We start from the raw sequence: 22,640 nt of genomic DNA on the forward strand, positions 1-22,640 counted from the left end.
TTGCAGCTTGCAGTGCCGTTGTCATTATTGCTTCCGAGGCTTGCGTGTCCCACCCCGTCGAGCGCCGCTGGTATCCCATCACTTTCGCAGTTGCCGCGCTGGTATTGCTGCCGCTGAGCGTCCTGCTGTTCAGTTGGAGCGATATCGACACCAGCATCTGGTCACATCTCTGGCAGACCCAACTGCCGCGTTTGCTGGGCAATACGTTAACGCTGGTTCTAGGTGTTTCGGTGGGTGTGACCCTGCTCGGGGTCAGCCTGGCCTGGTTGACTTCGTTGTGTGAGTTCCCGGGGCGGCGCTGGCTGGATTGGGCACTGATGCTGCCTTTTGCCATTCCCGCCTATGTGCTGGCGTTCGTGTTCATCGGGCTGCTCGATTTCGCCGGGCCGGTGCAGACACTGGCTCGGGAGTGGTTCGGCAGTGGGGTGCGCTTTCCTCGGGTCCGGTCCACCGGCGGTGTCATCACCGTGCTGGTGCTGGTGTTCTATCCTTACGTCTATCTGCTTGCTCGCTCAGCCTTCATTGCTCAAGGCAAAGAGCTGATGGAAGCTGCGCGGGTTCTGGGCAAGTCGCCCTGGAAAGCATTCTGGACCGTCGCGTTACCAATGGCGCGACCGGCAATCGGTGCCGGGTTGGCTTTGGCATTGATGGAAACACTCGCCGATTTCGGCGCCGTGGCGGTTTTCAATTTCGACACCTTTACCACCGCGATATACAAGACCTGGTATGGGTTCTTCAGTCTCACCAGCGCCACTCAGCTGGCCAGCTTGTTGTTGTTGGCGGTGATGCTGGTGCTCTATGGCGAGCGCCGCGCGCGCGGGGCAGCCCGGCCCGCGCACGATCGGGCGCGCTCGGCGGTGCTTTACCGGCTTGGTGGCGTCAAGGCCCTGGCCGCCAGTAGTTGGTGTGGCCTGGTGTTTCTCTGTGCCTTCGTCATACCCGTGCTGCAGTTGCTGGTCTGGCTCTGGCAGCGTGGGCGCTTCGATCTCGATGAGCGTTACACCGGCTTGATCCTGCATACCCTTTATCTGGGCGGCCTGGCGGCGCTGATCACAGTGACTGTGGCGCTGTTGCTGGCTTTCGCCCGACGCCAGGCACCGCTGCGTCCGATAAAGATGGCAGTTGGGCTGGCGAATCTCGGTTACGCGCTGCCGGGGTCGGTGCTCGCCGTGTCGATCATGCTTGCGTTCAGCTACCTCGACCGCGAACTGGTTGTGCCGCTGTCCGGCTGGCTCGGCGCCGCTGGCAAGCCGATCCTGCTGGGAAGCCTCGGCGCTTTGCTCCTGGCTTACCTGATTCGGTTCATGGCGGTGGCGTTCGGGCCGCTGGAAAGCGCACTGGCGCGGATTCGACCCTCTCTGCCGCAAGCCTCGCGCAGCCTTGGTGTAGGCGGGCCGGCGCTGTTTTTCCGGGTCTACCTGCCGTTGCTGTTGCCCGGTACGCTGAGTGCGGCATTGCTGGTATTCGTCGACGTGCTGAAGGAGATGCCGGCGACGCTGCTGATGCGGCCGTTCGGGTGGGACACGCTGTCGGTGAGGATCTTCGAGATGACCAGCGAAGGCGAGTGGGCGCGTGCCGCGCTGCCTGCGCTGACGCTGGTGCTGGTCGGGCTGTTGCCGGTCATCCTGCTGATTCGGCGTTCGGCCCGACGAGCGGGTTGAGCATTCGCTCCATCGCCTCGCAGTGACCTGTCACGACCTTGGGGCTACAATGCGCGCCATTCAAAAATCGTCGGGCTTGTCTGCTCGACTCTAATGAGCTTCACCCACGCCGCTTCGGCGACCTGCCCGGAAGGAGAAACCCATGGGTCAGCGTACTCCCCTCTACGATCAGCACCTCGCACTCGGCGCCAAGATGGTTGATTTCGGCGGCTGGGACATGCCGCTGCATTACGGCTCCCAGGTAGAGGAGCATCATCAGGTGCGACGTGATTGTGGGGTGTTCGACGTCTCCCACATGACCGTCGTCGATGTCACGGGCCCCGACGCCAAGGCCTACCTTCAGCGCTTGCTCGCCAATGACGTGAGTCGCCTCGGGCAGGTGGGGAAAGCGCTGTACTCGGCGATGCTCAATGAGCGCGGCGGCGTGATCGACGACTTGATCGTCTATCTCACGGACTGGGGCTATCGCCTGGTCGTCAATGCCAGCACGCGCGATAAGGATCTGGCCTGGATGCAGGCGCAGGCCGAGGGTTTTGCCGTCGAAGTGACCGAGCGGCCCGAGCTGGCGATGCTGGCCATCCAGGGGCCGCAGGCGCGAGCCAGGACGGCTGAGCTGGTCAGCCAGCCTCGGGCCGCGCTGATTCAGGAATTGAAACCGTTTCATGGCCGGGCCGCTGGCGACTGGTTCATCGGCCGCACCGGCTATACCGGCGAGGACGGCCTGGAAATCATCCTGCCGGCCGAGCAGGCTCCCGATTTGCTCACCGAGCTGGTCGGCGCCGGTATTTCACCGATCGGGTTGGGCGCGCGTGACACGCTGCGTCTGGAGGCCGGTCTGAACCTCTACGGCCAGGACATGACCGAAGACGTCTCACCGCTGCAGGCCAACATGGGCTGGACCGTGGCCTGGGAGCCAACCCAGCGCGACTTCATCGGGCGCGCGGCACTGCAGGCGCAGAAAGAACAACGCGATCTGCCGAAACTCGTGGGCCTGGTACTCGAAGAGCGCGGCGTGCTGCGTGCCCATCAGACCGTGCGGGTCAATGGTATTGGCGAAGGCGAAATTACCAGCGGTAGTTTTTCGCCTACGCTTGGCAAGGCCATTGCGCTCGCGCGTGTTCCGGCCGGGACGGCTGATCGTGCCGAAGTGGAAATCCGCGGCAAGTGGTATCCCGTGCGCGTGGTGCGTCCGACTTTCGTGCGTCACGGCAAAGTACTGGTGTAAATTCGACCAAGTGCAATTTTGCAACGGGCCGCAGAGCCTGCTTCGTGCCCGCAACCGACAGCTTTTTTGAGGACCTACGAATGAGCGACATCCCCAGCGATCTGCGTTACGCCGCGAGCCACGAGTGGGCCCGTCTCGAAGCCGATGGTAGTGTTAGCGTCGGTATCTCCGACCATGCCCAGGAAGCGTTGGGCGATGTGGTGTATGTGGAGCTGCCGGAGATCGGCCAGCGGCTGACCGCGGGGCAGCAAGCGGGTGTGGTGGAGTCGGTAAAGGCCGCTTCGGACATTTACGCGCCGATTTCCGGGGAGGTGGTCTCGATCAACGAACAACTCACCGATTCGCCGGAAAACGTCAACAGCGAACCCTATGACAGCTGGTTCTTCCGGATTCAGCCGAGCGATGCCTCGCAACTGGAGAAGCTGCTCGATGCAGAGGCTTACAAGGCCTCCTGCGACGCCGAAGCCTAAGCGATCAAATCCTAAAGCCCCACAATGCAGGCGTGTGCAAACCGAGCGAAGTCGATTTTCATAGCAGCCCGCATGTCGGGGCTTGCCTTTTTCGAGAGAAGCAGTGATGTCTCAAGTGCCGCGCCTTTCCCAGCTCCAGCAACCTGACGCCTTTTTGCGTCGCCATCTCGGCCCTGATGCGGATGAGCAACAGGCCATGCTCGATGCGCTCGGCTTGTCCAGCCGTGAAGAGCTGGTCAAGCAGACCGTACCGCCGGCGATTCGCCTGCAAGGCGATCTGGCGCTGCCGGCCGCGCTGGATGAACAGGAAGCACTGGCGCGCTTGCGAGGCTACGCGGAACACAACCAGCTCTGGACCAGCCTGATCGGAATGGGCTACCACGGCACCATCACGCCGCCGGTAATTCTGCGCAACGTCTTGGAAAACCCGGGCTGGTATACCGCTTACACGCCTTATCAACCTGAGATTGCCCAGGGTCGTCTGGAGGCGCTGCTGAATTTCCAGCAACTGACCATCGACCTCACCGGACTCGATCTGGCCAATGCCTCGCTGCTCGACGAAGCCACAGCCGCAGCGGAAGCCATGACCCTGGCGCGGCGAACGGCCAAGAGCAAGAGCAACTGCTTCTTCGTTGATGAAAATTGCCACCCGCAAACGCTCTCGGTGGTGCAGACCCGTGCCGACGCCTTTGGTTTCGATCTGGTGGTCGGTGCGCTTGAGGATATCGCCGGGCAGGAAGTATTCGGTGCGCTGCTTCAATACCCCGACACTCATGGCGAGATTCGCGATCTGCGACCGGCGATCGAGGCGCTCCACGCCAAGCAAGCCCTGGCCTGCGTCGCGGCGGACCTGCTCAGCCTGCTGCTGCTGACGCCGCCTGGCGAGCTGGGCGCGGATGTGGTGCTCGGTTCAACCCAGCGATTTGGCGTACCGATGGGCTACGGTGGTCCCCACGCCGCCTATTTCGCTACCCGCGACGCCTTCAAGCGCGCCATGCCCGGCCGCATCATCGGCGTGTCCAAGGACGCCCGCGGCAACACGGCGCTGCGCATGGCATTGCAAACGCGCGAACAGCATATCCGTCGCGAGAAGGCCAATTCCAACATCTGTACCGCGCAGGTGCTGCTGGCCAACATCGCCAGCTGTTATGCCGTCTACCACGGTCCGGAAGGGCTCAAGCGCATCGCTCAGCGCACCCATCGACTGACCTCGATCCTGGCCAGCGCACTGGAAATGAAGGGCATCACGCGCACCAACCAGCATTTCTTCGACACGCTGACGCTTGAGGTGGGCGGCGCACAGACGGCGATCCTCGAAAGTGCTCGCGCGGCGCGGATCAATCTGCGCATCCTCGGTCGCGGCAAGCTGGGTGTCAGCCTCGACGAGACCTGTAACGAGCAGACCGTGGAGCAGCTGCTGGCGGTGTTCCTCGGTGCCGATCACGGACTGAACATCGCGACGCTGGACGCGGGTGAAATCCTCAGCGGCATCCCGAACCAACTGCAGCGCAGCAGCGCTTATCTGACTCACCCGGTGTTCAACACCCACCACAGCGAAACCGAGATGCTGCGTTACCTTAAGCAGCTGGAGAACAAGGACCTGGCATTGAACCAGGCGATGATCCCGCTCGGTTCCTGCACCATGAAGCTGAACGCCACCAGCGAGATGGTGCCGATTACATGGCCGGAGTTCGCCAACCTGCATCCGTTCGCACCGCAGGAGCAGGCGCAGGGCTACAAGCTGATGATCGACGAGCTGGAAGCCTGGCTCTGTGCGATCACCGGCTTCGACGCGATCTCGATGCAGCCCAATTCCGGTGCCCAGGGCGAATACGCCGGCCTGGTCGCGATCCGCAAGTATCACGAGAGCCGCGGCGAGGGCCAGCGTGACATCTGCCTGATTCCATCTTCGGCCCACGGCACCAACCCTGCGTCGGCGCAAATGGTCAGCATGCGTGTGGTGATTGTCGACTGCGACAAGGCGGGGAACGTCGATTTCGGGGACCTCAAGCGCAAGGCGGCCGAGGCGGGTGACAAGCTGTCCTGCCTGATGATCACCTATCCGTCGACCCATGGTGTCTACGAAGAAGGCGTTCGGGAGATCTGCGAAGCGATTCATGCGCAGGGCGGCCAGGTGTACATGGACGGCGCCAACCTCAACGCCCAGGTCGGTCTGGCGCGGCCGGCCGATATCGGCGCAGACGTTTCGCACATGAACTTGCATAAAACGTTCTGTATCCCGCATGGCGGTGGCGGCCCAGGCATGGGTCCGATCGGTATCAAGGCGCATCTGCAGCCTTTCGTTGCCAATCATCCGGTGATCGAGTTGCAGGGCCCGAATCCGCAGAACGGCGCGGTCAGCGCCGCGCCTTGGGGAAGCGCCAGCATCCTGCCGATCAGCTGGATGTACATCGCCATGATGGGGCCACAGCTGCGCGACGCCACCGAGGTCGCGATCCTCAGCGCCAACTACCTGGCGATGCGTCTCGGCGAGGCCTTCCCGGTTCTCTACAGCGGCCGCAACGGTCGCGTGGCACACGAATGCATCATTGACCTGCGGCCGCTCAAGGCGCAGACCGGCATCACCGAGGAGGACGTCGCCAAGCGCCTGATCGACTACGGCTTCCACGCGCCGACCATGTCTTTCCCGGTGCCGGGCACGCTGATGATCGAGCCGACCGAGAGCGAGTCTAAAGCCGAGCTGGATCGTTTCGTCGAAGCGATGCTGAGCATTCGTGCTGAGATCGCCAAGGTGGAAAACGGTGGGTGGCCTGCCGAGGACAACCCGCTGGTACGCGCGCCGCATACGCTGGCCGACGTGACCAACCTGTGGGATCGTCCCTACAGCATTGCCGAAGGCGTGACGCCGAGCGCCCACACTCAGGCGCACAAGTACTGGCCCGCGGTGAATAGGGTCGACAATGTTTTTGGGGACCGCAACCTGTTCTGTGCCTGCGTGCCGGTCGAGGAATACAGGGGTTGAAGCGAAAAGACGATAAAAGCGCTTGAAGCTGCAGGCCTGAAGCCAAAGCGGCTTCAGCTCCCGCGTGGAAAGGCGGCATCGAGTTGCAAAAGCTGCGGAAAAGCGAAAAGCGCCCGCCAGGAGGGTTTGAGCCAAAGCCCTTCCAGCTTCCAGCTTCCAGCCTTCAGCCTCCCGCCTGCCCCCCTTCCAGCATCCCCAGCAGTTGCGCCAGCACCAGCTGGGCTTCTTCCACGCCCTGCCGCTTCGGCGCTGAGAACAGCTGGACGCTGACGCCATCTCCCCACCCCTTGCGGATGTCGCGCTGGATCGCCAGCAACGCGTTTTTGGCTGCGCCGAAGGCAAGCTTGTCTGACTTGGTCAGCAAGATGTGTAGCGGCATCTCGCTGGCGCTGGACCAGTCGAGCATCATACGGTCGAACTCGGTCAGCGGGTGGCGGATGTCCATCATCAAGAACACCCCAGCGAGACTCTCGCGGCTGCTCAGGTAGGCTTCCAAATGACGCTGCCAATGCTGCTTCAACGGGATCGGCACCTTTGCATAGCCGTAGCCGGGAAGATCGACCAGGCGATGGTGTTCATCGAGGCTGAAGAAGTTCAGCAGCTGGGTGCGCCCGGGCGTCTTCGACGTGCGGGCGAGACTGGCATGGGTGAGCGTGTTCAGCGCACTGGACTTGCCCGCGTTCGAGCGCCCGGCGAAAGCGACTTCCAGGCCCTCGTCAGCCGGGCATTGATCGACCTTGGCGGCACTGGTCATGAACGTGGCTTGCTGGCAGAGGCCTAGAATCGGGTTTTTTGGGAGCATGGGCTTTCCGGTGAGTGCGCGGGGTGCGGCAATGGTTCATTTCCGTTTCAGGAGCGCCAGTATATAATGCCGCAGATTTTGTGTGCGCTTTGGTCTAAAAACGAGGCCGAGTGGCCGCTCTGCCGGCCGCTTTCGGCGACCGACCGGAAGCGAGCAAGGCGTTGCTCAAGCGCCCGCTCGGACGTCGCCTTGTTTATAACGAGCGTCGCCATGGCCCTAGCGGTCGGACTGATTTCTTTAAACCCTTAGCCGTAGTTGGATGAGCTGATGAACAAAGTACTCGTGAGTCTGCTGTTGACCCTTGGCATCACCGGTATCGCCCACGCGGCTGGAAATGCAGAAGCAGGAAAAGAAAAGGTCGCCGTCTGTGGTGCTTGCCACGGTGCCGACGGCAACAGTGCCGCACCGAACTTCCCGAAACTCGCAGGCCAGGGCCCGAACTATCTGTTCAAGCAGCTGCAGGATATCAAGGCGGGCAGCAGCCCCACAGCCGAGCCTGGCGTCGGTCGCAAGGTGCTGGAAATGACCGGTATTCTCGATCCCTACAGCGATCAGGATCTCCAGGACATGGCCGCCTATTTCGCCAGCCAGAAGATGACCATCGGCACGGCCGACCCGGCTCTGGTCGCTCAGGGTGAGCAGCTTTTCCGCGGTGGCAAGCTGGAACAGGGCATGCCGGCTTGCTCCGGTTGTCACGCACCGGACGGCGTCGGCAACAGCCTGGCGCGGTTTCCGCGTCTGGGCGGTCAGCACGCGGCCTATACGGCCAAGCAGCTCACCGATTTCCGCGAAGGCGATCGCACCAACGATGGCGACGCGGCCATCATGCGCACCATCGCCTCGAAGCTGAGCAACAAAGACATCCAGGCCCTGTCGAGCTACATCCAAGGCCTGCACTGATCGTTTTCCGATCAGCCTAAAAAGGCGTTCAGGGCATGAGTCTGAACGCCTTTTTTTGTTTTCGGCCTCGCTATAATGATTGTCAAGATATTGAAAAGCGGCGGAAAGCGCTGGCGAGCAAGCTTGAATTGCTGCAGCCTGTGGCGCTATTCGGTCAGCCGTTCATTACAAGGGAGTCATCATGCGTAAACTCGTCCTCAGTGCCCTGCTCGTTACCGCCAGTCTGTTCGGCTTTTCAGTCAGTGCGGCAGAGTTCCAGGCTGGTAAGGAATACGTCGAGCTGAAGAATCCGGTACCGGTTGCCGAGCCGGCCAAGATCGAGGTGGTCGAACTGTTCTGGTATGGCTGCCCGCATTGTTACCAGTTCGAGCCGGTGATCAATCCATGGATCAAGCAACTGCCTGACGATGTCGATTTCAAGCGCATCCCGGCGATGTTCGGCGGCGTCTGGAACACCCACGGTCAGATGTTCCTCGCGCTGGAGTCCATGGGCGTCGAGCAGAAAGTCCATGACGCCGTGTTCAATGCTTATCATCGAGACGGTAACAAGCTCGACACGCCGGAAAAGATGGCGGCGCTCCTCGAGGGGCAGGGTGTCGACAAGCAAGCTTTCCTCAAGGCTTATAACTCCTTTGGCGTGAAGAGCCGTGCCGAGCAGGCGAAGAAGCTGGCGATGGCTTATCAGATCACAGGTGTTCCGGTGATGATCGTCAACGGCAAGTACCGTTTCGATATCGGCTCCGCCGGTGGCCCCGAGCGGGCACTGGATGTTGCTGACTTCCTCATCGAAAAAGAACGCGCGGCCCGGTAAGCACGGGTGCTTCGTCGCTGGAGCTCACCACGCCTGGCCGGCCCCGGCCAGGCGCAGGTCAATCCGCTTTGCCTGGATTCCAGCGGTCTGCCCTGTGACGGCCGGTTGCGCCTGCTGAGCTTCAACATTCAGGTCGGGATCAGCACCGAGCGCTATCACCATTACCTCACCCGTAGCTGGCAGCACTTGTTGCCACACACCGGGCGCGCGCGGAACTTACAGCGAATCGGCGACTTGCTGGCCAACTACGATCTGGTGGCGCTGCAAGAAGCGGACGGTGGCAGTATGCGATCGGGCTATGTCAATCAGGTCGAGCATCTTGCGCAGCTCGGCGCTTTTCCGTACTGGTACCAGCAGCTCAACCGCAACCTGGGACGCTTCGCTCAGCACAGCAACGGCGTGCTGAGTCGCCTGGAACCGCAGGGGCTGGAAGACCATCCGTTGCCAGGACCATCCGGCCGTGGCGCGATTCTGCTCCGCTTTGGCCAGGGTGAGAACGCCCTTGTCGTGGTGGTGATGCATCTGGCGCTTGGCGGTGGCGCACGCACGCGCCAACTGGCGTATATCCGCGACCTGATAGGTGGCTACCGCCATCAGATTCTGATGGGCGACATGAATACCCATGCCAGCGATCTGCTGGAGCACTCACCCCTGCGTGATCTTGGCCTGCAAGCACCGCAGATCCAGGCGACGTTCCCCAGCTGGCGTCCGCAACGCTGCCTGGACCATATTCTGCTGAGCCCAAGCCTGACGCTCGAACGCGTCGACGTACTGGCCCAGGCAACTTCGGACCACCTGCCGGTCGCGGTGGAGATCCGCCTGCCTGACGCGCTGCATGATGCTGATGCATTGCCTGTATCCACGGACAGGATTTGATGAGCGACGACGCGCAACGCTGGAAAGACAAATACCTGCACCGGTTGCGCAAGCCGATTTTACAGCCCGGTTCGGTGACCAGGAGTTCGCGCTGTTGCTGCCCGAGACGCCCGCTGCGGCGGGGCTTAAGCTGCTCGATAACCTGCGTACAGGTCTCGAGAGCTGTCCTTTCCACTTCAAGGGCGCTCGCGTCCAGATGACCCTCTCAGGGGGGCTTGCAAGCTTCGCTGCAGCCGATCGAGCCGAGCCGAGCCGGTGTCCGAGCGCGCCGACCGAGCCCCTGTACCGGGCGAAGGATTCCGGTCGCAACCGTATCGAAGCGGACTGACCGACCGCCCTGGGAGCCCAAGGGTCACCCCGGTACAATTGCTTTATATGCTCTGGCGCCGACTCTCTCGGCGTTTCTCTGCGGGCCGCTGCTCGGTCCGATCGAATACCCCGAGTCTGCGTCATCACGCTGTCGACCAGAGGCCCCGCATGAAAAGTCTGATCCTCGCCGTGTTTGGCCTGTTGCTCGCCGGCTGCGCCAGCGGTCCGCGTATCGATACCCGTCATACATCGCTGGGGCAGGACAGCCGGGCGCAGTTTATCGTTCTGCATTACACCTCGAGTGACCTGCAGCGTTCGCTCGACATTCTCAAGGGCGACGGCGTCAGCAGCCACTACCTGATCGGCGAAGCGCCCGCGACCATCTACCGTCTGGTCGATGAAGATCGTCGTGCCTGGCACGCTGGCGAAAGCCAATGGAACGGCCGGACCTGGCTCAACGCCAGCTCCATCGGCATCGAGCTGGTCAATCGTGGCTATATCGAAGACGAACGGGGGCGGCTCTGGTATCCCTATTCCGATGAGCAGATCGACGCGCTGATCGTGCTGCTCAAGGACATCATGCAGCGCCACGGTCTGAAGCCGGGCGCGATCATCGGGCACAGTGACATTGCCCCGCAGCGCAAGGTCGATCCGGGCCCGCTGTTTCCCTGGAAGCGACTGGCGGACGCCGGTCTGGTGCCCTGGCCGGACGCCCAAGCCGTAGCGCGCCAGCGCAGCCTGTTTGCGACAGCGATACCGGACGTGGCCTGGTTCCAAGCGCAGTTGGCGGAGCAGGGATACAAGGTGCCCGAGCACGGCTATCTCGATCTGGAAACCCGAAACGTCATTGCGGCGTTCCAGATGAAATACCGTCCGGCACGCTTCGATGGCGAACCGGACGCTGAAACCGCAGCGCTGCTCGCAGTGCTCAACGCAGCAGGCTGAGGCTTCGGCTCAACTGCGCGGGTGGCAGCCGGTCAGCCTCGAGTCGGCAAGTGCCGCGGTACGCCGGATCGTGGCGGCGCGGTATCCCGGGTCCGCCAGCATTGCCAGAAAGGCTTCAGGCGAGGGGTGGCGCAGCAGCACCTCATCCCAATGCTCCTGGTCCGGCGCAATCAGCGCGACGCGGGCGTTGGCCATGATCGCCACCTCGCCAGCGGCTGAGCGCACCTTCTTGATGGCGGTGCGGCTGTAGCCTGCATAGGCTTCCCTGCCGGAACCAGGCGGGTGACCGCTCTCGCCAGGGTATAGGCGGCTTGATCGTTAAAGCGCAGCAAGTTGAGCATGAGGATCGGTTGGTTGGCGGGGCATCTGCTCGGCGAAGCGCTTCAGCTGCTCTTGGCTGGGGTTGAGGCTGGGCATGGTGGCTCCTTTTTATTCTTCCCGCCGTGCCAGGCTCAGATGGGCAGGGCGATATAGAAGATGGTGCCGTGGCCGATGCGCGAGTGCACGCCGATACGACCACCATGCAGCTGAGCGATTTCCTTGCATAAGGCAAGGCCCAGTCCGGCGCCGCCGCGGCGTCGACCGATCTGCACGAACGGCTCGAAGATGCGCGCCTGCTGGCTATAGGGGATGCCCTCGCCATTGTCTTCGACACTGAGAATGACCCGTTCGCCGTGATGCCGCGCCAGCAGGCGGATCTCACCGCCGTCCGGCGTGTGTCGCAGCGCATTGCTGAGCAGATTGTCCAGCACCCGCTCCATCTGCTGCCGGTCCACCAGCAGGGTGGGCAGTGGTGCCTGCAGTTCCAGCTTGATCTCGATATCGTTGTGCGCGGCGGCGGGCGCAAAACGCTGTTGTGCTTGCTGGAGAAGTTCGGCCGGGTCGCACGGCACGCGTTCGAGCTTTTGCTGACCGCTCTGGTAGCGCGAGAAGTTCAGCAGATCGTTGATCAGCGTGACCAGGCGCTGCATCTCTTCATGCACGGTGGTGAACAGGTCGGCTTCGCGGCTATTGTCCGGATAGTGCGTTCGTTCGCGCAGCAGGCTGAAGGCCATCTGCATGCCGGTCACCGGGGTGCGCAGCTCATGCGAGACACGCAACACGAACTCGTTGCGCACCCGTTCGAAGGTTCGCTGGTCGGTCACGTCGTGGAGCACCATCACCGCGCCGCTGATGCGGCCGTCGTGATGGTTCACCGGGCTCATGCGCCATGACAACAGCCGGCGCTCGCCGTCGGCCTCGATCACCAGGTCTTCCGGCGGCCCGGATAGCGGCGTGTCGGCCAGCACTTGCTGAGCGGCCTCGTCCAGCTCCGGATAGCCGAGGGCTTGACCAAGCGTTGAGCCCAGATGCTCTGTTTCCCAGGCCAGTTGGCGCTGCGCAACCGGGTTGGCATGTTCCAGACGGCCCTGGCGGTCGATGATCAACAGGCCGTCATCGATGCTGTCGAGCAGGGCCTGCAGGCGTTGCTGACCGTTGACCAGCGCCTCGACATTGGTCTGCTTGAACTGGTGCAGCGCCTGCGCCATCAGGCCGAAGCGACGAATCAGCGACGACAGCTCAGCGATGGGCGAGCTGGGCAGATTGATATTGAAGTCGCCGCGGCCGATCTGGTCGGCAACGCGTGACAGCTGTTCGATCGGGTCACCGAAGCGCCGGGCGAAACTGTGCGCGGTGACGAAGCCGATCAACAGTACCGCAATGCCGGTCAACCCGAGCAGCCCGGCGAGCAACTGGGCCCGTTCGCGGCTGCGAATCTCGGTGTCGCGAATCTGGTTGTAGGCGGCCTGTTGCATGTCGACCATCAACTCGCGAACGCGGTTGAAGGATCGGCTGAGGGGGTTATCCTCGAGCAGTGTCGCGTTCAGGTTGGAGGGTGTTTCCAGCTGCACGGCAAAGCGAGTATAAGCGTCGCTGATGGCTTCATAAGCGTTGCGGTCGTGCTTGTCGTTGGCGTCCGCCATGCCGCGCGCCAGAGCGCCCAGAAAGACTTCGCGAGATTCCTTCAGGGCTTCAGCGTCGCGCTCTTCGCGGACCAGCAGCAGTAGCTGGTTTCCCAGCGCCTGGCGCAGCTGCTGGCTGACCTCGATGACACTGAAGTTATCGCGAATGAGATTTTCCTGGCTCTTCGCCATTTGCACGACGCTGACCAGCGCCAGCAGTAGCCCAAGCAAGGCCACCGTCATCAACGCCGAGAAACCCAGGAACAGCCGGGTCCTCAGCTTCATCTGGATTTTCATAGGCCGTATTGCTTGCGTTTCCGATAAAGCGTCGAGGCGTCGATGCCTAGAATCCGGGCGGCTTGCTCAAGTGTGTCGCTGGTGCTCAATACACCCGAGATATGGGCTTTTTCCAGCGCTTCCAAACTCAGCGGTTCACCGATCCGTGGAGCGTTGCTGACGGCCTGATCGGCCAGGCCAAGATGGCTGACTTCGATCATGTCCTGCGGGCAGATGATGCTGGCGCGCTCGACCACGTTGCGCAATTCACGGACGTTGCCTGGCCAGCGATAGGCCTTCAGTGCGGCAACCGCGTTGTCGCTGAAGCCGCGCGCCGGTCGGCCATAGCTTTTCACGAAGAACGCCAGGAAGCGTTCGGCGAGGGTCAGCACGTCTTCCGGCCGCTCGCGCATGGGCGGAAGATTCAGGGTGATGACATTCAGACGGTAGAGCAGGTCTTCCCGAAAACGCCCTTCGCGTACCATTTCCTCGAGATTCAGATTGGTGGCGGCAAGAATGCGCACGTCGGCCCGCCGGGTGACCGGGTCACCGACGCGCTCGTATTCCTTGTCCTGGATGAAACGCAGGAGTTTCGGCTGCAAAGCGAGGGGAAAGTCGCCGATTTCGTCGAGAAACAGCGTGCCGCCGTCGGCTTGGTTGACGCGTCCCAGGGTACTTTCGGTAGCGCCGGTGAAAGCGCCCCGATTGTGTCCGAATAGCTCGCTTTCCATCAGGTCTGCCGACAGGGACGGACAGTTGATGGTGATGAAGGCTTTTTTAGAGCGCCGGCTCCAGTTGTGAATCGCACGCGCCAATTCGCCCTTGCCCGTGCCTGACTCACCGAGGATGAGGATGTTCGCGTCGGTATCGGCCACCTGGCGGGCGGTCTCCAGCACGCTCATCATCGCCGGGCTGTACGAGCCCAGCGCATCGCTGCGTTTTTGCACCTCGCCTTCCAGGGCCTCCAGGCGCGCTGCCATCTGACGGACTTCCAACTGCTTGGCGGCCGACAGGCGCAGCTGCTCGGGGCTGCACGGCTTGACCAAGTAATCCGCAGCGCCTGCTTGCATCGCGTCTACAGCGGTGTCCACGGCCGAATGAGCGGTGACGATTACGACCCGCATCCATGGCGCGAGTACGCGCATCTGCTGCAGAACATCGAGACCGTTGTCTTCACCGAGGCGCAGGTCCAGAAAGCACAGATCGAACACCTGTCGCTGCAGGATCGCTTCGGCCTGTGCAGCGCTGGCCGCCGTGACCACCGTATAACCGCGGTCCTCGAGGCAGTAGCGGAACGTGCGCAGGATCGCTGCCTCGTCGTCCACCAGTAGGATGCGGCCGCCGGTGTCGGTCGTTTGGTCCATGAATGCTCCAATCAGGCAAAAGCGGTGAATGTTTGGCGAGTCGTTTGGGTGGAATCTGTGTGCTGCGTTGGCGCCAGGTGGTTCAGCGCCTGCGTTAGTCTACGCAAAGTCCTGCAAGTTGCACGGTATACACGGGCCCTTTCCTGCAGTCTGCAATCGCACTCCAAACGCAACGGCGATGCAGGCTGTTGATTATAAGGCCATAGAGCGCTTTTTTGGCGCTGGCATGGGGCTTGCGACGGGTTACCGGCAACGCGCGTGGTCGACAGCAGTCGAGGCGCATCGGATCTGTATTTGGAGGCCCCATGAAACAGAACATGACCCAACTCAACGAGCTCATCGAGATCACCCGTGACGGTCAGCATTTCTATCAGCACGCGATTGACGAAGTAAAAGAGATCGAATTGCAGCATCTGTTCCGCGATATGGCTCAGGCCAAGACGCACATCATCCAGGCGCTCTCGGTGAAGGTTGCGGCCAATCAGCAGCAACCTGCACAAGGCGGCACTACGGCGGGCAAGCTGCGCGAGATGTACGCCGACACCAAGGCGAGGCTCGGCGACGGCGACGCGGTCTACATCGACCAGCTTGACCAGACCGAAGAGCGCATCCTGGCAGCCTTCGAGGATGCGCTGAAAACAGCTGACCCTGATGTGAAGGCATTGCTAGCCATTGAGTTGCCGAAAATCCGGGCCTGTCACGAGCGCATTCATGCCCTCAATCACGGCGACAGGAACCGCAAGGATTAGTCCGTCGTGCAGATCGCCCGACGCTGCGCATGGGTATCGTGCAATATAAATTGGCGAAGCGATGTTTTGTGCATCTAAGTTGTTGAATTTATAGCGATAATAGGAAATCTAACGGATGGCACGCGCCCTGCAACATAACCGCTAAGACAGACATGCCCCGCATGCTTAGAAGGAGTTGAGGATGAATCGTCAAGCACGTTTCCTACTGGTTGGAAAAGGTTTTCTTACCGCCGCTGCGGTCACGTTGTTCATCGGAGCCGAACAGCCAATGTGGCAACCGCTCAGCCAGACACAGCATGAGTCAGTGGAACGAATTCACATGTACGACGCTCAACCTGTAGGGATAGTGCAAGCCGGACCTGCCCCGCAGACGATTGATTACTTGCAGGAGCGGTCGGAACAACGTTGGGTTTTCTAGTTGGAGATAGGCGACCCGATCCTTGCTGGTCGGTCCGCTGAAGATGTCCTGAACCGAAGAGGAGTTACACCATGCTGAGCTGGGCTATTACGTTTCTGATCATTGCCATCATCGCTGCAGTACTGGGCTTCGGTGGTATCGCGGGCACTGCAACAGGTATCGCCAAGATCCTGTTCGTAGTATTCCTGGTGTTGTTTGTTGCTTCGCTGATTTTCGGACGAGGCCGCGGCCCACGGGTCTGATGCGGAACGCCGCTCGTCAGGGCGGCTGCAGATAGTAGGGAAGCAACAGCGGCTGGATGCCTTTTCCAAGGCTTTCGCAAAAAAAGCGAAGTGCTGGTACTGAGGTCAATCATCCATCTGGGTGATTACCCATCAGCCCTTACAGCGGGGGAGCCAAGGGGTCGGGACGCTCTTTAACGGAGCGACCTAGGGGTACAGGGAGTACCTCCGTCATGGACCGGGCTCGGCGCACGGCAACCGAAGGTGGGAGGCCACCTTCGGTTTGCGATTTCTCCACTGCAGCGCGCCCCTGGCGGGAATCTCGCTCACCCTCTCATTGGCGTACCGGCCGCTGGCAATAGCGGCTGCTGCACGATCCAGTGCAGCGCCCCAGTCAGATTTCGCTGCACCTTCCATAGCTTCGCCCTGTTTGGTTCATGGCCGTTTTCCAGCCGCACCGCTATCATCGCGCGCAGCCACTCGTTGGAGAACCCTATGCTCAACGGCCTCTGGCTGGGCTTTTTTCTGATTGCTGCAATTGCCGCGCTGGCGCGCTGGTTGCTCGGCGACGATCCGGCTGTGTTTGCCGCGCTGGTCGAGAGCCTGTTCGCCATGGCCAAGCTGGCCGTGGAAATCATGATCGTGCTGTTCGGTACGCTGACACTCTGGCTCGGTTTTTTGCGTATCGCCGAAAAGGCTGGCCTGATCGAACAGCTCGCGCAGGTGCTAGGGCCGTTGTTCCGCCGATTGATGCCCGAGGTGCCAGCCGGCCACCCGGCGCTGGGGCTGATCACCCTGAACTTCGCCGCCAATGGCCTGGGGCTGGATAACGCCGCCACGCCCATCGGCCTGCGTGCCATGCGTGCACTGCAGGAGCTTAATCCCAGCAAGACGGTGGCCAGCAATGCGCAGATCCTGTTTCTGGTGCTCAACACGTCGTCCCTAACGCTGCTGCCAGTGTCGATATTCATGTATCGCGTGCAGCAGGGCGCAGAAGACCCCACCCTGGTGTTTCTGCCGATCCTGCTGGCAACTACTGCATCGTCTCTGGCGGGCCTGTTGGCAGTGTCCTTGGTCCAGCGATTGCGCATCTGGGATCCGGTGGTGCTGGCTTACTTGTTGCCCGGCGCGCTGCTGCTGGGTAGCTTCATGGCGCTGCTGGCGGGGCTTTCAGCTACCGCGCTGTCATCCTTGTCGTCGCTGCTCGGCAACCTCACCCTGTTTGGCCTGATCATCTCATTTCTGATCATCGGTGCCCTGCGTAAAGTGCCGGTCTATGAAAGCTTCGTCGAAGGTGCCCAGGAAGGCTTCGACGTCGCCAAGAGCTTGCTGCCCTATCTGATCGCCATGCTCTGTGCGATTGGCGTTCTGCGGGCTTCCGGTGCATTGGATTTCGGGCTGGATGGCATCCGCTGGACAGTCGAAGCCCTGGGTTGGGACACCCGTTTCGTTGATGCGCTGCCGACTGCGCTGGTCAAGCCCTTCTCCGGCAGCGCTGCCCGCGCGATGCTGATCGAGACCATGCAAAGTCAGGGTGTCGACAGCTTTCCGGCACTGGTCGCAGCGACGGTGCAGGGCAGTACCGAGACGACCTTCTATGTATTGGCGGTGTATTTCGGTGCCGTGGGTATCCAGCGGGCACGGCATGCGGTGGGCTGCGCACTGGCGGCGGATGCGGCCGGGATTGTGGCGGCGATTATGGTGTGCTACTGGTTTTTCGGGTAATGGGGCGACGATGCGGATGATTCGTCCGCATCGTCGCAAGCTAGTCCGCCGTCCGTTGCCAAAGGCGAAACACAGGTTCGGCCAGAAACATCACCAGAAACAATCGCAACACCTGCAGTGCAGTCACTAGAGCGACCAACAGCTGCAGTGCTTCGGCGGTCAGACACGGCTCGGTGATGCCGCCAGGCATCATGCCCAGCATCAACGAGGTCTGGTCCAGCGTCGCCAGCCAGCCGAGCCCTTCGGCCAGGCCTGCCGCGGCAAGCATCGCCAGCAGCGCACCGCCGGGTAGCAGCACCGCCAGCCAGCCCCAGCTCACCAGCGCGCCAGGCAAGAATCACCCCGAAGTGCTCGACCACCTGCCGCATCACCTCGCCGGTGAAGTGCAGGCCGATGGCGCTCGCCACCAGCCACTGGCCGGTCTGCCGGCCACGCGGCATATCGACGAACAGTCAGCCACTGCAGCGCACCGCGATTCTTTTTCACGCGTGTCTGAGAGGGCGTCTCGCGTAAAGCGATGGCCTGCTAAACTCCCACCTTCTCGCCAGCGCTCACGAGGCAGCGCGAGGCATTCGAAAACAACCATTAAGGAGTGAATCCATGAAAGGCAAATCCTTGGCATGGATATTTTCCGCCGCATTGGCGGGGACTGGTCTGAGCGGTGTGGCTCAGGCGCAAGACAAATTCGTGACCATCGGTACCGGTGGTCAGACGGGCGTCTACTACGTCGCCGGCCAGTCGATCTGCCGCTTCGTCAACCGTAACGCCGAAGACCTCAAGTGCAACGCGCCTGCCAGTGGCGGCGGTGTAGCCAACGTCAACGGTCTGCGCAGTGGCGAATTCAATTTCGGCATCATGCAGTCGGATCATCAGTACAAGGCGATGGAAGGTCTGGAGCCGTTCCAGAACGAAGGCGCGATGGATGACATCCGTGCGGTGTTCTCCCTGCAGAGTGAAGTCTTCACCGTGCTTGCGCGCCGTGACGCCAACATCAAGGGCCTGGATGACCTCAAGGGCAAGCGCGTCAATATCGGCAACCCCGGCTCCGGCCAGCGCGACACCCTCGAAGAGATCATGAAGGAGAAGGGCTGGAACAAGTCGGTGTACTCGCTCGCCGCGGAACTGAAGCCGGCCGAACAGGCCAGCGCGCTGGGCGACAACAACATCGATGCCATGACCTATTTCGTCGGTCATCCCAACGGCGCGATCCAGGAAGCCACCACCACCGTCGATGCCGTTCTGGTGCCTATCACTGGCCCGGAAATCGACAAGCTGCTGTCCGAGAAGAGCTACTACACCAAGGCTGAGATCCCGGGTGGCATGTACAAGGGCAACGACAGCGCTACCCAGTCGATCGGTGGCAAGGCGGTTCTCTCGACCACCTCCAAGGTCGATGCCGATGTGGTTTACAAGCTGGTCAAGTCGGTGTTCGAGAACATCGAACGCTTCCAGCGTCTGCACCCGGCATTCAAGGATCTCAAGCCGGAAGACATGATCAAGGTCGGCCTGTCCGCACCGCTGCATGAAGGTGCCGAGCGCTACTACAAGGAACGTGGCTGGATGTAACGGCCAATAGGCTTGCTGCATCATCGCGGCAAGTCTGCCGTCCGCGGCTTTTGCCTGAAAACCCGTGCGCCTGGTGCCACGGGTTTTCGCGGTTTCCGTTACCTGAAATAACAGGCCACATTCCATGCAAGACAAAGAACTCTCCACAGAAGAGCTGATCGCCAAGGACGTCGGTGCGCGGATGCCCGAAGGCGGCATGGCGAAACTGATCGCGGGGCTGGCGCTGCTCTGGTCGCTGTTCCAGCTGTGGATCGCCTCGCCGCTGCCCTTCATGTTGCGCATCGGCGTGTTCAACAACACCGAAGCCCGGGCGATTCATCTGGCGTTCGCCCTGCTCCTGGCTTTTCTCGCATACCCCGCATTCAAACGGTCGCCGCGCGATCGCGTGCCGCTGATCGATATCGCCCTGGGGCTGATCGCCGCGGCGAGCGCCGGGTACCTCTTCGTCGCCTATGAGCAACTGGCTCAGCGGCCCGGCAATCTCACCACCATGGATCTGGTTACCGCCTGCATCGGCATACCCTTGCTGCTCGAGGCCACCCGTCGCGCGCTGGGCCCGGCCCTGGCAATCATCGCGCTGATTTTTCTCGGCTACAGTCTGGCGGGGCCGTACATGCCAGGTCTGCTGGCGCACCGTGGCGTCAGTTTCACGGCTCTGGCCAACCACCAGTGGATCACCACCGAAGGTGTGTTCGGTATCGCCCTGGGCGTTTCCACCAGTTTCGTGTTCCTCTTCGTGTTGTTCGGTGCGCTGCTCGAGCGCGCCGGTGCGGGGCACTATTTCATTCAGTTGGCCTTCAGCATGCTCGGCCATTTCCGCGGCGGCCCGGCGAAGGCGGCGGTGGTGGCGTCGGGCATGACCGGTCTGATTTCCGGTTCCTCGATCGCCAACGTGGTCACCACCGGGACCTTCACCATCCCGATGATGAAGCGCACCGGGTTCTCAGCCGAGAAGGCCGGCGCGGTGGAAGTGGCTTCTTCGGTGAACGGCCAGATCATGCCGCCGGTCATGGGCGCCGCGGCCTTCCTGATGGTCGAATACGTCGGCATTCCCTACGTCGAGGTGATCAAGCACGCCTTCCTGCCGGCGTTGATTTCCTACATCGCGCTGGTCTACATCGTTCATCTCGAGTCGCTCAAGCTCGGCCTCACCGCGTTGCCGCGGGCCAACGTGGCCAAGCCGTGGATGCAGCGGCTGATCGGCTTTGCCTTTGGCGTTGCGCTGATTTCCGGTATATCGCTCGGCGTGTATTACGGCCTTGGGTGGCTGAAGCCAGCCCTCGGCGGCGCCGCCATCTGGGTGATCGGCGCGCTGGTGGCGGCGGTCTATCTGGGGCTGTTGAAAGTCGCTGCAAGCAATCCGCCGCTGCCGCCTGAGGACCCCGACGCGCCGCTCGAGAAGCTGCCGCAGACGCGTCCGGTCTTGCTGTCCGGGCTGCATTTCCTGCTGCCGGTGGTGGTGCTGGTGTGGTGCCTGATGATCGAGCGACTGTCGCCCGGCCTGTCGGCTTTCTGGGGCTCGGTGATACTGGTCATCATCCTGCTGAGCCAGCGCCCGCTGCTCAGCTGGATGCGCCGTGACGGTACACACGACCACGGCAATTTCATGGATGGCATGGTCGACCTGCGTGAAGGCCTGATCGCTGGCGCGCGCAACATGATCGGCATCGGCATCGCCACGGCGGCAGCCGGGATCATTGTCGGTGCGGTGTCGCAGACCGGTGTCGGGCTGGTGCTGGCCGACCTGGTCGAGTTGCTGTCCATGGGCAACCTGATGCTCATGCTGCTGCTCACGGCATTCCTCAGCCTGATTCTCGGTATGGGGCTGCCGACCACGGCCAACTATATCGTGGTGTCGAGCCTGCTGGCGCCGGTGGTCGTGGCGTTGGGGCAGCAGAGCGGCCTGATCGTGCCGCTGATCGCGGTGCACCTGTTCGTCTTCTACTTCGGCATCATGGCCGACGTCACGCCGCCCGTTGGCCTGGCCTCGTTCGCCGCCGCGGCGGTGTCCAAGGGCGATCCGATCAAGACCGGCATCGTGGCCTTCTACTACAGCCTGCGCACCGCCGCGCTGCCCTTCCTGTTCATCTTCAACACCGACTTGTTGCTGATTGATGTGGACTTCTGGCACGGCGTGGTGATCTTCATCGTCGCGACGGTGGCGATGCTGATTTTCGCAGCGGGCACCCAGGGCTACTTCCTGGTGCGTAGTCGTTGGCACGAAAGCATTTTGCTGTTGTTGATTGCCTTCACCCTGTTCCGTCCCGGCTTCTGGATGGACATGGTGCACGACCCCTATCGCGACATTCCGCCGACACAATTGATGCAGGCGCTGGAGTCGGTCGACGAGGACAGCCAACTGCGCTTGCGGATCCGCGGTGAAGATGCCGTTGGCGACCTGCGCGAGTTCAGTCTTCTGGTAGCGATCCCGGACGGTGAAACCGGCGAAGAAAAGCTGGAGAAGCTTGGCCTGATGACCTACGAAGAAGGCGGCAAGGTGCTGGTCGACAGTGTGACCTTCGGCAGTCCAGCCGCCGAGCTTGGACTGGCATTCGATCAGGAAATCCTGGCCGTACGTGCGCCGACCGATCGCTGGGCTAAAGAGTGGATGTGGGTGCCGGCCTTGCTGTTGTTCGGCCTGGTCGTCTGGATGCAGCGACGGCGCACGCAACGCTGATCGCGTCCTCCAACCCCGGCCGTGCTTGCGCATCGCCGGGGTTCTTTCTGTGCCCTGGAGGGGCGGGTCGCACGAATCGGCTCTCGTAGGAGCGGGCCATGCCCGCGAAGGGCAGCCATGCGGGTGCATCGCCCTCGTTCGCAGGCATGGCCCGCTCCTATGTCCTAGGCAGGCTTGCCCGGCAGATGCTGCTCTACCGGCAGCCTGTCGCGGCCCGCCTCGACGGCGTGGCCCTTGCCGCCCTGGCCCTCCAGCGCCGCATAGGCCGCACTGCAGAACAATGAGTTCAGGCGCTTCATATCGGCGATCAGCTCCAGATGAGCGGCGCTGGTCTCGATGCTTGCCACCACCTGCTGATGCAGGCGATGCACGTGGGCATGGGCCAGCTCACGCTCGCGCTTGCGGAACTGGCAGCTTTTGCTGCAGTAGCTGGCGGGCGCTGTGCGAGTCGCCGGACGGGAACACCGACAGGCCCAGCGCCAGGTTGGCGCTGAGCAAACCGTGCAGCTGGCTGAAGGAGTGCCGTCGCGTTACGGCTTTGCGCCAGGGCGGTGACGCCAATACCGGCACTGAACGCCAGCGGCGAGTTGGCCATGCTGTGCCCAGCAGCCGCCGCAAATGCGAGCCGTAAACGCGCATGATTCCGGTCCGCACGATATCTGTGCCCCAGACCAGCAGTGCGATGGACGACAGCAGGTGCAACAGCGTCAACATCAGGC

General features: G+C 61.9%; 18 protein-coding genes and 4 pseudogenes. 15 read left to right on the plus strand and 7 right to left on the minus strand.

What is annotated here, in order from left to right; all coding sequences use genetic code 11:
* The first annotated feature begins 44 nt into the window (after positions 1-44).
* From NA637_RS00005 to gcvP, 4 genes are all read left to right on the plus strand, one after another.
* Positions 45-1,661: an ABC transporter permease gene (locus NA637_RS00005; protein ID WP_256070324.1), complete on the plus strand. Its 1,617-nt coding sequence runs from the start codon at positions 45-47 to the stop codon at positions 1,659-1,661.
* Positions 1,662-1,803: 142 nt separating this feature from the next.
* Positions 1,804-2,886 (plus strand): glycine cleavage system aminomethyltransferase GcvT, encoded by a 1,083-nt coding sequence (gene gcvT / locus NA637_RS00010; RefSeq protein ID WP_256070325.1) that lies wholly within the window; start codon positions 1,804-1,806, stop codon positions 2,884-2,886.
* An 80-nt stretch (positions 2,887-2,966) separates the two neighbouring features.
* Positions 2,967-3,356, plus strand: a complete 390-nt coding sequence (gcvH, locus tag NA637_RS00015) for a glycine cleavage system protein GcvH (RefSeq protein WP_256070326.1) — start codon at positions 2,967-2,969, stop codon at positions 3,354-3,356.
* A 106-nt stretch (positions 3,357-3,462) separates the two neighbouring features.
* Positions 3,463-6,339, plus strand: coding sequence for an aminomethyl-transferring glycine dehydrogenase (gene gcvP / locus NA637_RS00020; protein WP_256070327.1), 2,877 nt, complete (start codon positions 3,463-3,465; stop codon positions 6,337-6,339).
* A gap of 163 nt (positions 6,340-6,502) precedes the next feature.
* Here the strand turns inward: gcvP and yihA are convergent, their stop codons facing one another.
* Complete coding sequence (gene yihA / locus NA637_RS00025; protein WP_256070328.1) at positions 6,503-7,141, minus strand: ribosome biogenesis GTP-binding protein YihA/YsxC; 639 nt, start codon at positions 7,139-7,141, stop codon at positions 6,503-6,505.
* A gap of 267 nt (positions 7,142-7,408) precedes the next feature.
* Here yihA and NA637_RS00030 point away from each other — a divergent pair, with 267 nt between their 5' ends.
* From NA637_RS00030 to NA637_RS00050, 5 genes are all read left to right on the plus strand, one after another.
* Positions 7,409-8,041 carry a c-type cytochrome gene (locus tag NA637_RS00030; protein WP_256070329.1) on the plus strand — a complete coding sequence of 211 codons (633 nt, stop codon included), beginning with the start codon at positions 7,409-7,411 and terminating at the stop codon, positions 8,039-8,041.
* 181 nt (positions 8,042-8,222) lie between these two features.
* The gene (locus NA637_RS00035) at positions 8,223-8,852 is read left to right on the plus strand and encodes a thiol:disulfide interchange protein DsbA/DsbL (RefSeq protein WP_256070330.1); all 630 of its coding nucleotides are present in this window, start codon (positions 8,223-8,225) and stop codon (positions 8,850-8,852) included.
* Positions 8,853-8,858: 6 nt separating this feature from the next.
* Positions 8,859-9,728 carry an endonuclease/exonuclease/phosphatase family protein gene (locus tag NA637_RS00040; protein WP_256070331.1) on the plus strand — a complete coding sequence of 290 codons (870 nt, stop codon included), beginning with the start codon at positions 8,859-8,861 and terminating at the stop codon, positions 9,726-9,728.
* Positions 9,697-10,056 (plus strand): GGDEF domain-containing protein, encoded by a 360-nt coding sequence (locus tag NA637_RS00045; protein WP_256070447.1) that lies wholly within the window; start codon positions 9,697-9,699, stop codon positions 10,054-10,056. Before NA637_RS00040 ends, NA637_RS00045 begins: the two co-directional genes overlap by 32 nt.
* Before the next feature lie 149 nt (positions 10,057-10,205).
* Complete coding sequence (locus NA637_RS00050; RefSeq protein WP_256070332.1) at positions 10,206-10,982, plus strand: N-acetylmuramoyl-L-alanine amidase; 777 nt, start codon at positions 10,206-10,208, stop codon at positions 10,980-10,982.
* Between the two features lie 9 nt (positions 10,983-10,991).
* Here NA637_RS00050 and NA637_RS00055 read toward each other — a convergent pair.
* The 3 genes and pseudogenes from NA637_RS00055 to algB form a co-directional block, all read right to left on the minus strand.
* Positions 10,992-11,399: pseudogene (locus NA637_RS00055) on the minus strand (DUF1330 domain-containing protein).
* Positions 11,400-11,434: 35 nt separating this feature from the next.
* Positions 11,435-13,222, minus strand: a complete 1,788-nt coding sequence (locus NA637_RS00060) for a KinB sensor domain-containing domain (protein WP_256070333.1) — start codon at positions 13,220-13,222, stop codon at positions 11,435-11,437.
* Positions 13,219-14,565, minus strand: a complete 1,347-nt coding sequence (gene algB, locus NA637_RS00065; RefSeq protein ID WP_256070334.1) for a sigma-54-dependent response regulator transcription factor AlgB — start codon at positions 14,563-14,565, stop codon at positions 13,219-13,221. The genes NA637_RS00060 and algB overlap by 4 nt, the downstream gene beginning before the upstream one ends.
* Positions 14,566-14,870: 305 nt before the next feature.
* Between algB and NA637_RS00070 the strand changes: the two genes are divergently transcribed.
* The 4 genes from NA637_RS00070 to NA637_RS00085 all read left to right on the plus strand — a co-directional run bounded on the left by NA637_RS00070 (position 14,871) and on the right by NA637_RS00085 (position 17,678).
* Entirely contained in the window at positions 14,871-15,314 is a 444-nt protein-coding gene (locus NA637_RS00070) for a ferritin-like domain-containing protein (protein WP_256070335.1), read from the plus strand.
* Positions 15,315-15,495: 181 nt separating this feature from the next.
* Complete coding sequence (locus tag NA637_RS00075) at positions 15,496-15,732, plus strand: hypothetical protein (protein ID WP_256070336.1); 237 nt, start codon at positions 15,496-15,498, stop codon at positions 15,730-15,732.
* A gap of 71 nt (positions 15,733-15,803) precedes the next feature.
* Positions 15,804-15,974, plus strand: a complete 171-nt coding sequence (locus NA637_RS00080) for a DUF1328 domain-containing protein (protein WP_003282841.1) — start codon at positions 15,804-15,806, stop codon at positions 15,972-15,974.
* 474 nt (positions 15,975-16,448) lie between these two features.
* Positions 16,449-17,678: a nucleoside recognition domain-containing protein gene (locus tag NA637_RS00085; protein ID WP_256070337.1), complete on the plus strand. Its 1,230-nt coding sequence runs from the start codon at positions 16,449-16,451 to the stop codon at positions 17,676-17,678.
* Positions 17,679-17,718: 40 nt separating this feature from the next.
* Here the strand turns inward: NA637_RS00085 and NA637_RS00090 are convergent.
* A pseudogene (locus tag NA637_RS00090) lies at positions 17,719-18,154 on the minus strand (AbrB family transcriptional regulator); the annotation flags it as partial.
* 124 nt (positions 18,155-18,278) lie between these two features.
* Here NA637_RS00090 and NA637_RS00095 point away from each other — a divergent pair.
* Together NA637_RS00095 and NA637_RS00100 are read left to right on the plus strand one after the other, a co-directional pair.
* Positions 18,279-19,244, plus strand: a complete 966-nt coding sequence (locus tag NA637_RS00095; RefSeq protein ID WP_256070338.1) for a TAXI family TRAP transporter solute-binding subunit — start codon at positions 18,279-18,281, stop codon at positions 19,242-19,244.
* A gap of 124 nt (positions 19,245-19,368) precedes the next feature.
* Entirely contained in the window at positions 19,369-21,921 is a 2,553-nt protein-coding gene (locus NA637_RS00100) for a TRAP transporter permease (protein ID WP_256070339.1), read from the plus strand.
* A 164-nt stretch (positions 21,922-22,085) separates the two neighbouring features.
* Here the strand turns inward: NA637_RS00100 and NA637_RS00105 are convergent.
* A pseudogene (locus NA637_RS00105) lies at positions 22,086-22,482 on the minus strand (Na/Pi cotransporter family protein); the annotation flags it as partial.
* A pseudogene (locus tag NA637_RS25590) lies at positions 22,436-22,635 on the minus strand (Na/Pi cotransporter family protein); the annotation flags it as partial. The pseudogenes NA637_RS25590 and NA637_RS00105, both read right to left, overlap by 47 nt.
* Positions 22,636-22,640: the final 5 nt, after the last annotated feature.

The sequence above is a fragment of the Stutzerimonas stutzeri genome, from assembly GCF_024448935.1.
In the GTDB taxonomy this organism is placed as follows: Bacteria; Pseudomonadota; Gammaproteobacteria; order Pseudomonadales; family Pseudomonadaceae; genus Stutzerimonas; species Stutzerimonas stutzeri_AO.